This is a genomic window from Pirellulales bacterium (assembly GCA_035546535.1).
In the GTDB taxonomy this organism is placed as follows: domain Bacteria; phylum Planctomycetota; class Planctomycetia; order Pirellulales; family JACPPG01; genus JACPPG01.
Map to the genome: position 1 here is coordinate 171,396 of DASZWQ010000050.1, position 13,691 is coordinate 185,086.

Genomic DNA, 13,691 nt, shown 5'->3' on the forward strand with positions numbered 1-13,691 from the left:
TCCGTCCGGGGTGTGTGGCGCGAAAAGCGCGGCTTTTACGGCGTCCGGCCGTCCTTTACACTCGACTATGGGCACCCCGTCACTGACTGAACACCACGAAATTCCAGATCCTGGGCGGGCAAATCGGCTGGCAATCGGCCACGCGCAAGCCCCGCAATCTTTAGCCGCGATCTTTCAGCCATGGATGAATCCTCCACTGCCGGTGATGCGGGGCCGGGCGAGCCGTCTCCGGCCGCCGCCGCGCAAGCAGTTGGCGGGGGGAACAAGGCTGCGTTCTTGCGCAAACGTTGGAAGCCGCTTTTACTCGTGGCCGCCGTGTTGGCGGCCTTGGCCGGCTTGATCGTGCAGCGCATCCGGCAGGACGCCGCGAACGTGGCACGGATCGCCGCGGAGGAAGCTGCGGACGAAGACAAAAAGGTCTCGCGCCCTATCGACCCTTTCCTGTTCGGCGCCTTCACGCTACGCCCCAGCGAGACCGACCGGGTGGAATCGGGCATCAAGCCGGGGCATTGGACGATGGCGACGTTGGAAGTGCGCGCCAATTTCGATGATTTTCGCGGCGACCTGGTTTCCGAAATGGTCCCGTTCGGCGTTGAGCTCGCCAATCTGAGCAACCGTGGCCCGAGTCTGCTTTCGTCCCGCCCGGCCATTCTGCCCAAGATGCAAAAGAAGCTGCTCGACGTGGCATTGTTTACACCGGTTCATGGCCCGCAGCGTCAGGTAGCTTCCCGCTTGCTATCTTCCGGCGGGCGTGACGTGTGGAACGCTCGCGAGCTTTTGACGCTGCTCCCCGCCGAACAGTTCTTTCTGACCGTACTGACGCCCGAGATCGAGGACTATCGATATTTGCAGAAGCTCGATTCCATCCGCGCGCCCCGGGGCAGCCTGGACGACCGCGGGGCGCAAGCGCATTACCGCGTGTTGCTGCCGAAAATCACCGCGGCGGCGCCTCTGCCGGATCATGCCCTGTTCTGGACCAATACGGCTGTCGTGCTGTGGGACGGATTTGATCCCAAGCTCCTGAGTTCGGCGCAGCAGCAGGCCATGCTCGATTGGCTGCACTGGGGAGGTCAATTGATCGTCAGTGGGCCAGGCTCTTTGGAATTGCTGCGCGGCAGCTTTTTGGATGGCGCTCTGCCGGCCGCGGCGGGCGATAGCTGGGAGATGCACGACAAGACGCTCGCTCCCTTGGCGCGCGTCTCGCCCGATGCCTCGCGCACGCTCACGCTCGTGCACCCCTGGACCGGGCAACATCTGGATATCGCGGGGCGTGGCGCTTTGGTGCTTGTCGAAACCGACGAGCACGAGCCCCTCATTGTCGAGCGACAGGTCGGCCGAGGTCGCGCCGTGATGACTGCCTTTCGTCTGACGCAGCGTGGGCTGGTCGATTGGGCAAATTACGATGCACTTTTCAATTCGGTGCTGCTGCGCCGTGCATCGCGGCGCTTTGTGCGCAGTTGGGAGAATCGTGTCGGAGTCGCCTGGGCCGACGGTGTCGTCGAAGATTCGGCGCGCGTCTCGCAATTGCGTTTCTTCAGCCGTGATGCCGGTCGTGCGGCCGTTGAGCCACCGTCGGAGGACAGGTCTCCCTGGAAAAACGGCTTGCCGCCGCGCCGGTATACAACGACCACCACAGATTCGAGTATGCACCCCTGGGACGCCGAGTCACAACCGCCGCAGTGGGCGGGCGTGGCGACCTGGGACGACCAAAGCCAGGTTTCGCAAGCGGCGCGCGAATCGCTCCGGGACGCCGCCAGCATCTCCGTCCCGCGCGCGACTTTCGTGCTGTATATGTTGGGCGCCTACGTGCTGGTGCTCGTCCCCCTGAATTGGCTGATTTGTCGAGTGCTGGGACGCGTGGAAATTGCGTGGCTCACGGCGCCCGCCATCGCGCTGGTCTTCGGCGTGCTCGTGGTCCGTCTGGCGCAATTGAATATCGGCTTTGACAGCTCGGCCACGGAAATCGATATCGTCGAGGTGCAGGGTGACTACCCGCGGGCCCATTTGACGCGCTACTCGCTTCTGTACACGTCGCTCTCGACCGATTACGCGATCGAATTGGCGAACCCGTCGGCGGTCGCGCTACCGTTCGCCACGGCCCCGAGTCCGGGTGCGCGGCCAAGCCGGGAGGCGTCCACGTTGCGTCAGGAGTCGGGCACCGGCGCGTCGACGGTTGCACCGGTACAACTGCGAGATCTGGCGGTCTCGTCCAATGCGACTGGCATGATTCATACCGAAGAGATGTATGCGCTCGCCGGCCCACTCACATTGACACGCACGACGGGCTCCGGAACCTGCCAGCTTCACAACGGCACCGGGCTGCGCTTACATGATGCGATGATCGTCGAGCGCAACGAACGTCGCGCGACGCTGGGAACGCTCGAACCGGGGGCCGAAACAACGTTTTCGCTGCCGGTAGCAGGAAAGTGGAGCGATATCGCCGGCCGAGAGAAGCCAGCGCCGGCTGCCCCGCAGACCGCCTCGCGAACGATCGAACTTTCGGAACTCGATAATCTGGCACGACGCAGTATCGGCGCCGAGGAGCTTTGCCTCATCGCTTGGACCGACGACGACTTGCCCGGCCTGAATGTCAAACCGGCGGCGACGCAATCGCGGCATGCCGCGATCATCGTCGCACATCTGTCCTACGGACCGCCACCGCCGATTCAGATCGATTTCAACTCGCGCGCCCAGGTGGCCGACGGCGCTGAGGATGAGGACGAAGTCTCGAGCGGCGTTAGCGCTCTCGACCAAGCGCCGGTCGAGGAAACGCATGAAGCGAACCCACACGACCCGCACCCTGCCGGGCAACCATGATCGAGCTCATTGATTTCGGCAAGACCTACGGCGAGTACGTCGCCGTCGAGGGCCTGAACCTGAAGATCGAGGCCGGCGAGCTGTTCGGCTTCATCGGGCCCAACGGCGCGGGAAAAAGCACGACGATCCGCTTTCTCGCAACGCTCTTGAACGCGACGAAAGGCGAAGGAATCGTCAACGGGCACAGCGTCACGCGCGACCCGTTGGCCGTGCGGCGCAGCGTTGGCTACATGCCCGACAACTTCGGCGTTTACGACGGGATGAAGGTGTGGGAGTTCCTTGATTTCTTTGCCGTCGCCTATCAATTACCCCGCTCGCGGCGCAAGCAGGTTATCGGCGACGTGCTGGAACTGTTGGACCTGACCCACAAGCGCGATGATTTCGTGAACGGCCTTTCGCGCGGCATGAAGCAGCGGTTGTGTTTGGCCAAGACGCTGGTACACGATCCGCCGGTCCTGATCCTGGACGAGCCCTCCAGCGGACTCGACCCGCGCGCCCGGCTGGAAGTGAAGGCCTTGCTGCGCGAACTGCGGCGGATGGGCAAGACAATCTTGATTTCCAGCCATATCCTCACGGAACTGGCCGATTGCTGCACGTCGATCGGCATCATCGAGCGCGGACAACTGCTGATGCACGGACCGATCGACGACGTCTATCGACGCATCCGCACGAATCGCGTGCTGGAGATTCGTTTTCTCGAGCGTATGGAGGCCGGATTGTCGATCATTCGCAGCCGGCCCGAGACGCTCGACGTACACATCGACGGCACGCGGGCGCGCATCGAGATCGCCGGCGACGATGCTTGCCTGGCGGCTCTGCTGGAAGAGATGATCGCCGCCGGAGTGCGCATGCACTCGTTCGCCGAGCGCGATCCGTCGCTCGAAGACGTGTTCATGCTGGTGACCAAGGGGCTGGTGGCTTGATCGTCGGACGACGGCGTGGGATAGACCGGAGAGCGTGCGTGGCGGGACAGTAGCATGCCGCACACTTCAATTGCGGCTGACAATCGTGGAAGTGTCGAGGCAGTATGTATCTGCGCGAAAATCCCGTTCTGCAGCGCGAGTTGCTCGTCAACCTGCGCATGCACCGCGCTTTTCTGCTGCTCTTGACGTATGTCACGCTCTTGAGCGCGGTGGTCCTGTTCGCCTGGCCCTCGGCGCAGCGGATGGACATGAGCGCAAACCCCGAGGAAGGGAAAACGCTTGTCAATTTGATTTTCCTCGAGCAGTATTTGCTCGCCTCGCTCATGGCGCCCAGCTTCGCCGCCGGCGCCATCACGGGCGAAAAAGAGCGCAAAAGCTACGAGATGCTGCTGGCCAGCCCGCTGCGCCCGGGAGCGATCGTATTGGGCAAGCTGCTGGCCTCGCTGACGCACCTGGCGGTGCTGATATTTTGCAGCCTGCCGATCGTGATGTTGTGCCTGCCCCTGGGGGGCGTGTCGCTCTACGAAGTGCTGGCCGTTTATCTGGCCGTGATCCTCTCGACAATCACGTTCGGCATGATCAGCCTGGCGGCCAGCAGTTACTTTCGCCGCACGTCGTCGTCGTTGGTCGTTTCGTACTTGCTGGTGCTGCCATTGGCGCTGGCGGGGCTGTTCTTTTGGCAGGCCCTGGCCAGTCGGCCCACGGTACGATTGCTGGCCTGCGTCACGGTCCTGCCCGCGACGACGATCGCGATTTGCGGTCCGCTGTTCATCGCCACCAGCCGGCGGCTTTTGCACCCGCCCGACGTGGGCAGCGAGGGGAAGGAAGTGGTCGACGAGGAAACCGAGCAGCGGGAGGCAGTGGGCCTGATCATCCAGCGCGATCGATTTCCCGACAATCTTTTTGCGCCGGCCAAGCGCGACGATTTGCTCGCCGATGGCGCGAACCCGATCTTCGACAAGGAGATGCGCAGCGAAATCTTCGCCCAGGGGACGCTGATGCTGCGCGTCGTGATCATGGTCAGCATGGCGCTGGCGGTGCCGATGATGGCCGGCTTCTTGTTCTTCTGGCCTGACCAGGCTCCCTGGTACGTCAGCTATACGATCCTCTTCAATATGCTAGTGGGACCTGTATTCTCGGCCGGCAGTGTCACCAGCGAGCGCGAACGCGAGACACTCGACTTGCTTTTGGTCACCTTGCTGTCGCCGTGGCAGATCTTGTGGGGAAAGCTGGTTTCGGCCCTGCGCGTGGCGACGGTGCTCACTTGCTTTCTGTTGTGGCCGCTCGTGCTCGCTTGCGGACTGGTGTCGACCTATTGGCCCAATTGGCCGTCGATCTTGGGCTACGTGGCGACGGTGCTGTTGACGTCGGTGACGACTTCGACGCTGGCCCTGTTCTGTTCGGTCGTTTTCCGCAAGACGTCGGTTGCGATGATGATGTCGTATTTGCTGATGGCGATATTATTCTTGACGCCGATTGCGGTGGTCGAATTCGGGCGCGGAGTTCTTTCCGACGTGCCGTGGCTAGACCGCATTTCCTTTCTGAGTCCCTTTGGCGCGGTATTCAGCCTACCGCTTAACCATCGCATCCTGGGCGACCACGTACGCGTCGGCGACCCGATGATCTGGTATTCATTCGTGGCTTTTGACTTGACGCTGATCGTGGCCCTGATCGTCGTCATGTTGTGGCTGTTCAAAGTGCGGTGGCGCGTCGCGTCGTAGGAGAGAAATCTGACTTGATCGGAGGTCCGCATCAGTCGGCGATCGTCGTCGCGACGGTCCGATCGCGCCCGGCGAGTTTCGCGGAACGCAAGGCCTGATCGGCAGCAGCCATGATCGCTTGCTCGTCGAAACCTTGCCCGGCCGTGAAGCACACATAGCCGGCACTCGCCGTGAGCGGGTCGCCCGTCGAGCGCCCCGCTGAACCAATACTCGACCGCAGTCGTTCGACGATCCCGGCGGCCGCTTGGGGTTCGACGTCGGCGAGCAGCACTCCGAACTCGTCTCCACCTAGACGCGCCACGACGTCTCCGGCTCTGACCAAATGGCGCAACGCGCCCCCGACCTGCGCCAACGCGGCATCGCCTGCCGCGTAACCGGACGAGTCATTGATCCGCTTGAAATGATCGATGTCGAGGATCAGCAAACAGTGCGGCCTGCCGGTCGATCGCTGCCGGCGTACCGCATGAAGCGCGGTGTGCCACCCGCGCCGATTCAAAAGACCGGTCAAGGGATCGGTATCGGCAAGCGCAGCCAGGTGCCGGTGCCGCTGGGCATGGCGACGGGCACGCCGCCGCAAGTCGGCGATTTCTCCCAGCAGCCGGCAGAGAAGCCGAATTTCTCGCGGAGAGGCGTCGGCCGGCACAACGGCACGCGCCAGAGCGTCACTCGTTTCATCAAGAGCTTCGTCGACTTCACCGGCGCGGCGAACGCGCACCAGCGCGATTTCCCCCCGCGCCAGGCGTCGTGCGGTGCGCTGGTCGAACGCGGCATCGCCCTCGACGACAAGGACGTGCGGCATGCGCTTTGAATCGTTCGATGCATGGCCCGGAACGTCCGGCGAATCGAGGCACCGCAGGGCTTGGCCGTCGGCGACCGCGGCATGCCAGCGCGCAAGCAGCGTACGATCGTCAAGCAATAAATGGACGAGAATGGGTGACTTTCCAGGCATCTTGCGCATTCTAACATCGCAGCCGCCGCGGCCGATCACGGCCGACGAGCACTTTGCTTGCAGCCCTGCACGTGAGTGTTAAAATCTGACGCGACAGTCGATTGTGGCACGATGCCGCACGAGCGCCCTGGGGGAGACCACAGAATGAGCACCAAGGTCGGTGGAATCAGCGTTGCGCCGGCGGCCTGGACTCGGCGGCACCTCTTGGGCCTGGAAGACCTTACGGCCGAAGAAATCCGGCTGATTCTGGATACGGCCTGTTCGTTCAAAGAGGCCACCGACGGCTGCAAGAAAAAGCTCCCGTCACTCACGGGGCGGACGTGCGCCAACCTGTTCTTCGAGGCGTCGACCCGCACGCGCACCAGCTTCTCGCTCGCCGCGCGACGGCTGGGGGCCGACACGGTCGATTTCTCGGCCTCGGGCAGCAGCCTTTCCAAGGGCGAAACCTTTATCGATACGGCCAAGAACATCGAGGCCATGGGAATCGACCTCGTGGTCGTGCGGCATCGCACGCCGGGCACCCCGCATCTGTTGGCCCAGAACCTGTCGTGCGCCGTGGTAAACGCCGGCGACGGCCCGCACGAACATCCCACGCAAGGGCTGCTCGATATCATGACCATTCGCGAGCAGCTCGGCCGCATCGAGGGGCTGACCGTCGCCCTGGTCGGTGACATCGCCCATAGTCGCACGGCGCGTTCGAATATCTGGGGCCTCAAGAAACTTGGCGCGCATGTGATCGTGTGCGGCCCTTCGACACTCGTTTCGCCCCTGTGGCAAGAAATCGGCGTGGAAGTATCTCACGATTTGGACAAGATCCTGCCGCGTTGCGACGTGCTGAACCTGCTGCGCATCCAGTTCGAACGGCAGACGACACGTCCCTTCCCCTCAGTACGCGAATACGCCCTGCTGTACGCCATGAACGGCGAGCGGCTCGCAAAAGCCAAGGACGATATCCTGATCCTCGCCCCAGGACCGATCAACCGCGGTGTCGAACTGACGCCGGACGTGGCCGACGGACCACATTCGGTAATTCTCGAGCAAGTCACCAACGGCCTGGCGGTGCGCATGGCAGTGCTGTGGTTGATCTGCGGTGCCCTGTGAGCCACGTGCCGACACGCAGTGCAGTGGCGCGGCTGCGTGAATACCGAAAAAAGAACTCTGAACATCACAGCCGGAAAACCATTCCATGTCACGCATCTTGATCCAAGGAGGCCGCGTCATCGATCCCAGCCAGCAGGTGGATCGCGTGACCAACCTGTTGATCGAGAATGGCCGCATCGCCGGATATGATGTGCACGCCAACGGGCAGGACCTGATCCTCGACGCGCGCGGCAAGATCGTCTCGCCCGGGTTGATCGACATGCACGTCCACCTGCGCGAGCCCGGCCGCGAAGAGGATGAAACGATCGCTACCGGCACCGCCGCGGCGCTGGCGGGCGGGTTTACGTCGATCGCCTGCATGCCGAACACCGAGCCGCCGCTCGACACGCAGGCGCAGGTCGAATTCGTCCATCATCAAGCCACGCTGGCGGACAATTGCAACGTCTATGTGATCGCCTGCGTCAGCAAGAATCGCGAGGGCAAGGAGCTGGCCGAGATCGGCCAATTGGTGCAGGCCGGAGCCGTCGGTTTCACCGATGACGGCACGCCCGTATTCGACGCGGAACTGATGCGCCGTGCCTTCGAATACTCGTCGATGTTCGACAAGCCGATCCTGAATCATGCCGAGGTGCGCGAGCTGACCAGCGGCGGCGTCATGCACGAGGGGCTGGTGTCGCTGCTCCTGGGTCTGCCCGGCATGCCGGCCGCCGCCGAAGACGCCATGGTGGCGCGCGACATCTTGCTGGCCGAGGCGACCGGCGGGCGAATCCACATCATGCACATCTCGACGCAAGGAAGCGTCGAGCTGGTGCGCCGGGCCAAGCGCCGCAATGTGCATGTCACTACGGAAATCTGCCCGCACCACTTCACGCTGACCGATGACCGCCTGAAGACGTTCGACTCGAACTGCAAGATGAGCCCGCCGCTGCGGGCCGCGCGCGACGTGGCCGGCTGCATTGCCGGGCTGGTCGATGGCACGATCGACGTGATCTGCACCGATCACGCACCGCACGCGCTGGAAAAGAAAATGCAGGAGCTCGATCGAGCGCCGTTCGGCATCGTCGGCCTGGAAACGGCGCTGGGACTGGTCGTGACGCGCTTGATTGAACCGGGCCATCTGACCTGGCCGCAGGCGATTGAGAAAATGACGATCAATCCCGCGCGCGTCTTGGGGCTGAAGAAGGGAACGCTGGCCGTGGGAGCCGACGCCGACGTAACGATCATCGACCCGCAACGGAAATGGGAAGTCGACCCCACGAAATTCGCCTCGAAGAGCAGCAATTCGCCGTTCGCCGGCTGGACGCTGACCGGCCGGGCCGAAACCGTCATCGTGGGCGGGCGAGTCAAATACGAGGCGCCGGCGAATTAGCCGGCAGCTGGTTCACGTGGCTTTTGCCGGACGCAACGGGCTTTGACTGAGGACGAATTTCTTTTGTCCAGCCCCCGCCAGAAACGCCACCGTAGCGGTGCGTCGCGGACCGCTGCCCGATAGGGCAACGACCTTGCCCAATCCGTATTCTGGGTGTCGCACGACCATTCCCTGGAAGAAGGAATCTGGCGCCACGCCCGAGGGCGCCGGAGCCGTCGAGGCAAACAGCTCGGCCGCGGTCTGTAACGACTTGCCATGCCAGGCCGGTCCCACCGGACGCGCAGCGACCGTGCTGGCCGGCGCGCTGGATCGTGGCAATGTATTTTCTTCAGCGCTGGTTTCCTCTTCCAGCGCCCCAAAGGCAAACGAAACATCGTCCTCGTCGTCTGGATGCACCTGGCTCGACTCGTCGACGTCGCTCGCCGGAGTCGCCATCGTCGACAGCGGGTCCATCCACGCTTCTTCGGTTTGCTCGATTTCATCGAGCGGCAGCTCGAACAGGAACATGCTGGGAATGCTCATCCGGCGCAGGCCGCGAAATTCGCGACTTTGCGCCAAGCTGAGGTGCAGCTCCTCCTGAGCGCGTGTGATCCCGACGAACAAGAGCCGCCGCTCTTCCTCGAGATCGTCGGCTTCGTTGCGGCTGCGCTCGTGCGGAATCAGGCCGTCCTCGACCGCCGCGATGAAGACGACCGGGAATTCGAGCCCCTTCGACGCGTGCAGCGTCATCAGCGTGACACGATCTTCGGTCGCGTCCCAGGCGTCGGTATCGGCGGTCAGGCTGGACTCTTCGAGAAAATCCGCCAGGCCCGAGTCGCCGGCATTCCGCTCGTCGAATTGCCGGGCGGCGGTGAGCAATTCCTCGATGTTCGCCAGCCGCTCCTGGTCCTCTTCCAACTCGGAATTGGCGAGAAACTCGCGGTAACCCGTTTCCGCCAGGACATGCCCCAGGATTTCTTCGACCGAACCGCCGGCCAGCGCCACCAGCCGATCGATCATGGCCACGAAGCGGGCCACGACGATCGCGGTGTTCTTCTTCAATCCTTCGACCATGCCACTTTCGCGGGCCGCTTCCAGCAGTGTCAAGCGATACTGATTCGCATGCCGCGCCAGACGCTCGAGCGTGGTCTTGCCGATGCCGCGAGCCGGCGTATTAACCACGCGCAGGAACGCGACGTCGTCGCGCGGATTGTTGATCAACAGCAGGTACGCCAGGACATCCTTGATTTCCTTGCGCTGAAAGAACTCCAAACCGTTGACGATCTGATAAGGAAGCCCCTGCTCGCGCAGGGCAAATTCCAAGGCCCGCGAGAGAGCGTTCACCCGATAGAACACGGCGAAATCGCGCGGCCGCCGGCGCCCGGCGCGCACCTCGTCGGCAATGCGAGCGGCGATCGTGTCGGCCTCGGTGCGCTGCGTCGCATAACGGACGAACCGCACCGGCGCGCCTTCCTGATTGTCGGTGAACAGATCCTTGTGTTTGCGCCGTTTATTATTGCTGATCAGGCGCGCGGCCACGCTCAGAATGCGCTTCGTGCTGCGATAGTTCTGTTCCAACCGCACGATGTGGACATCCGGAAAATCTCTTTCGAACTCCAGGATGTTGCTCAGATTCGCGCCGCGCCAGCCATAGATCGACTGATCGGGATCGCCCGTCACGGCCAGGTTGGGATAATCGACCGACAAGGCGCGCACGATCTTGTACTGGGCCAGGTTCGTGTCCTGGTACTCGTCGACCATGATGTAGCGATAGCGGGCGTCGAGCTCGGCGCGGATTTCGGGGTGCTCGTGCAGCAAGGTCACGGTGTGTACGAGCAAATCGTCGAAGTCGACCGCGCTCGAAGCCAGCAACCGCGCCTGATACGCCGGATAGACGCGGGCCACGATGCTGGCCAGCGGATTACCGGGCCGGGCCGCGTACTGTTCGGCCGTGACCAGGCGATTCTTGGCATGCGAGATCACGGCCGCGATCTGCTGCGGCGTATAGTGCGTCGCGTCGACTTGCTGCTCGTCGATCGACCGGCGTAGCGCCTGCAGGCTGTCGGACGTGTCGTAGATCGTGTAATTCTCGCGCAGCCCAATGAGCGACGCGAACTCGCGCAGCAGCCGCGCGCAAAAGCGGTGAAACGTGCTCAACTGCACCGGTTGCCCGGGAGCCAAGAGATCGACGCGGTTGCGCATCTCTTCGGCGGCTTTGTTGGTGAAAGTCAGCGCGAGAATGCTGCGCGGGGGGACGCCCTGCCGCAGCATGTTGGCGATGCGGTGCGTGATGACGCGCGTCTTACCGCTGCCCGGTCCGGCGAGAATCAACAGCGGTCCATCGATGTGCTCGACCGCGTCGCGCTGCGCCGACGTCAGGCCGTGAAACAAATCCTTCAACGATATTCCCCGCGTGACGACCAAACCAGAAAAACGCGCGATGGCATGTGCCACCGCCATCGTGGAATTATAGGCATTTTCGAGAGTTTTGTAGTGAGACCCGGCTGCATTCCTGGCGTCGCTCGCCGCTCGGCGGTACACGAATTTCCCGAGCGAGAGGCACAAATGAATGCGGCGGCGGCGCGGCGCCCACTCGTCGGGAAACGCCGTCAAGGGACGCGCCGCGTCGGGCCGCATGAATCCGCAAACTCGTCCTGCGTGCTGCGGTAGCGCCTTCGCGTGCGCTGCGTCTCTCACTGCCCTGCTAGCATCGCGATCGCGCGACACCGAAAAAAATACTAGGCGAAAATCGCATCGAGTCGTTATACTCACGCTCGGTTCGAGTAGCCGGTGACGGCCTCTGGCATGGATGCCGCCGCCTGAGACGTTTTCAGATACATTCCATGGAGGGAAACCATGACGCGCATCCCGCTGAGCGCTGTCGACGAGAAGGCCAAGGAACTGACCGAACGACTCGAAATGAGCACCGCCGAAATCGGCCTCTCGGTGCGCACGACCAATTGCCTCGAAGAGCGCGGCATCTTTACCGTGCACGATCTGCTGCAGTGCACGCGCGAAGATTTGCTCAGCATCTCGAACTTCGGCGAAAAGACGCTCGACGAGGTTTACAAGGCCCTGGCCAGCATCGGCTTCTCGCGCCGCAGCGGCAGAGCACAGGCCGTGCACGCGTAGAATCGCCGCGCGGGCCAACTATCAGAAAGTCCGGTCCCATCAGAAAGTACAAGCCGGCGGAGCCACGGCCAGCGTGCGCCGTCTCCGCCGGTTTTGTTTTGGTACCCGGCGGCGGTGCGCTTCGGGATCAGCGGCCTCACGGCCTGACTTCAAAACAGGCCAGCCCCTGCGCGCTGCGCACGAAGAGTCGATTGCCGACGATCGCCGGCATCGTCCACGTTTCGCTCTTTGCCAGTTGGCTCGCGCCGAGTTCCTTGTACGACGAAGGGTCGGCGGCCAGCACCTGCAGCAGGCCGCGCTCGTTCAGGGCCAAGAGCCGGCGGTCGATGATGATCGGCGACGAGTAGTAGCCCTGATTGCCGCCCGTCCACATGACCTTGCCGTCGCGCAGCCGCAGGCAGGAGAACTCGCCTCCGTCGTTCATGCCGTAGACGTACTCCCCGCCAACGACCATGCTCGACAGATAGCTCGAAAGGATCTCGCTGGTCCAGGCAACTTGCTTCGACCACTTGCGCCCATCGCGCGTGATGCGTAGCGCCGTAAGCGGCTTGCCGGTGGCCGTCACCAAGACCATGTCCGCGCTGACGGCGGGCGTGCTGATGCTCTCGTCGTACTGAATCTGAAACGGATGGCTCCAGAGCAGCGTGCCATCGGCGGCTGACAAACCGACGACGCGCGGCCCGGTCATGACGACAATCTGTTGCACGCCACCAAGCTCCGCGACGACCGGCGAAGAATACGAGACATGCTCGTCCAGGGCTTTCCAGGCGACGCGCCCCGAGTTTTTATCGAAGGCCATGATTGTGCCGCCGCGCCGTCCGCCGACCGACGTCACCAGTCGCTCGCCACACAGCGTCGGCGAGCCGGTATAGCCGAACAACGGCACCGGCGCCCCCTGTCCTTTGCCGATCGGCACGATCACGTCCGTCGTGCCATTGACAAATGCCTTGCCGCTCGCGAGCGGACGATGCTCTCCGAACGCGTCGGGGTAATTCACTTCCCACACCACGTTGCCGTCCGCGGCGCTCAAGCATTGCAGCCGCCCCGCGATGCCGACCGCGTATACTTTGCCATCGCTCACCAGCGGCGTCGCCTTGGGACCGTTACCGTGTTGCCGGCCGACAGCGTGGGGATCGAAATCAACGTCGTGGGCCTTGCTCCAGACTTCGCGCCCCGTTTCGGCGTCGAACGCCAAGATGCGCTCTTGCCCCTCGACGCGATCGGTGATGAAAACCCGGCCATCGGCCACAACCGGACTTGACCAACCGGCGCCCAGACGCGCCTGCCAAACGGCTTTCGGCAATTGTGGGGGCCAGGGCTGCGGAAAACCGTCGGTCGCCAGCCGAGCGCGACCGCCTGGCCCGCGCCATTGAGGCCAATCGCCACGCGTCGGAGTCGAATCCGCCTCACCGGCCACAGCCGGAAGACCGGAAGCATAACTCAAACCAAAGACACAGCCCACAAAGACGGCCAACCCCATAACCCGAGGCGCAATGCGACCGTCGTAACTGGCCAGGATGATCGCTGCACGGTTCGGAAGCATCGGCACGGACATCGTCGTGGGCGCAAGCTGCAAAACAGGCAGCAGACCAAGTGCGGTCCGCTTCGCGACGCATTATAGTGATCAAGCGAGGATCGTGGCATAGCGCGGCGTGGCCCGCCGGCTGGCCTGTTGATGAAAACCTGGCGTGCCTTTGCGG

General features: G+C 63.1%; 9 protein-coding genes. 6 read left to right on the plus strand and 3 right to left on the minus strand.

Going from position 1 to position 13,691, the window contains the following annotated elements:
- Nucleotides 1-180: 180 nt before the first annotated feature.
- The 3 genes from VHD36_06650 to VHD36_06660 all read left to right on the plus strand — a co-directional run bounded on the left by VHD36_06650 (nt 181) and on the right by VHD36_06660 (nt 5,461).
- On the plus strand, nt 181-2,817 hold the full coding sequence (locus VHD36_06650) for a hypothetical protein (GenBank protein HVU86980.1): 2,637 nt from the start codon (nt 181-183) through the stop codon (nt 2,815-2,817).
- On the plus strand, nt 2,814-3,740 hold the full coding sequence (locus VHD36_06655) for an ABC transporter ATP-binding protein (protein HVU86981.1): 927 nt from the start codon (nt 2,814-2,816) through the stop codon (nt 3,738-3,740). The genes VHD36_06650 and VHD36_06655 overlap by 4 nt, the downstream gene beginning before the upstream one ends.
- A 104-nt stretch (nt 3,741-3,844) precedes the next feature.
- Complete coding sequence (locus VHD36_06660; protein ID HVU86982.1) at nt 3,845-5,461, plus strand: ABC transporter permease subunit; 1,617 nt, start codon at nt 3,845-3,847, stop codon at nt 5,459-5,461.
- A 31-nt stretch (nt 5,462-5,492) separates the two neighbouring features.
- Here VHD36_06660 and VHD36_06665 read toward each other — a convergent pair whose 3' ends face one another.
- Nucleotides 5,493-6,419, minus strand: coding sequence for a GGDEF domain-containing protein (locus tag VHD36_06665; protein ID HVU86983.1), 927 nt, complete (start codon nt 6,417-6,419; stop codon nt 5,493-5,495).
- Between the two features lie 135 nt (nt 6,420-6,554).
- Between VHD36_06665 and VHD36_06670 the strand changes: the two genes are divergently transcribed.
- Together VHD36_06670 and VHD36_06675 are read left to right on the plus strand one after the other, a co-directional pair.
- Nucleotides 6,555-7,511 (plus strand): aspartate carbamoyltransferase catalytic subunit, encoded by a 957-nt coding sequence (locus VHD36_06670; protein HVU86984.1) that lies wholly within the window; start codon nt 6,555-6,557, stop codon nt 7,509-7,511.
- 85 nt (nt 7,512-7,596) lie between these two features.
- Nucleotides 7,597-8,880 carry a dihydroorotase gene (locus VHD36_06675; protein ID HVU86985.1) on the plus strand — a complete coding sequence of 428 codons (1,284 nt, stop codon included), beginning with the start codon at nt 7,597-7,599 and terminating at the stop codon, nt 8,878-8,880.
- Nucleotides 8,881-8,892: 12 nt separating this feature from the next.
- Here the strand turns inward: VHD36_06675 and VHD36_06680 are convergent, their stop codons facing one another.
- Nucleotides 8,893-11,496, minus strand: a complete 2,604-nt coding sequence (locus tag VHD36_06680) for a UvrD-helicase domain-containing protein (GenBank protein ID HVU86986.1) — start codon at nt 11,494-11,496, stop codon at nt 8,893-8,895.
- 219 nt (nt 11,497-11,715) lie between these two features.
- Between VHD36_06680 and VHD36_06685 the strand changes: the two genes are divergently transcribed.
- Nucleotides 11,716-11,991 (plus strand): DNA-directed RNA polymerase subunit alpha C-terminal domain-containing protein, encoded by a 276-nt coding sequence (locus VHD36_06685; protein ID HVU86987.1) that lies wholly within the window; start codon nt 11,716-11,718, stop codon nt 11,989-11,991.
- A 136-nt stretch (nt 11,992-12,127) separates the two neighbouring features.
- Here VHD36_06685 and VHD36_06690 read toward each other — a convergent pair whose 3' ends face one another.
- A complete protein-coding gene (locus VHD36_06690) occupies nt 12,128-13,534 on the minus strand; it encodes a PQQ-binding-like beta-propeller repeat protein (protein ID HVU86988.1) in 1,407 nt (468 codons plus the stop codon).
- Nucleotides 13,535-13,691 lie beyond the last annotated feature (157 nt).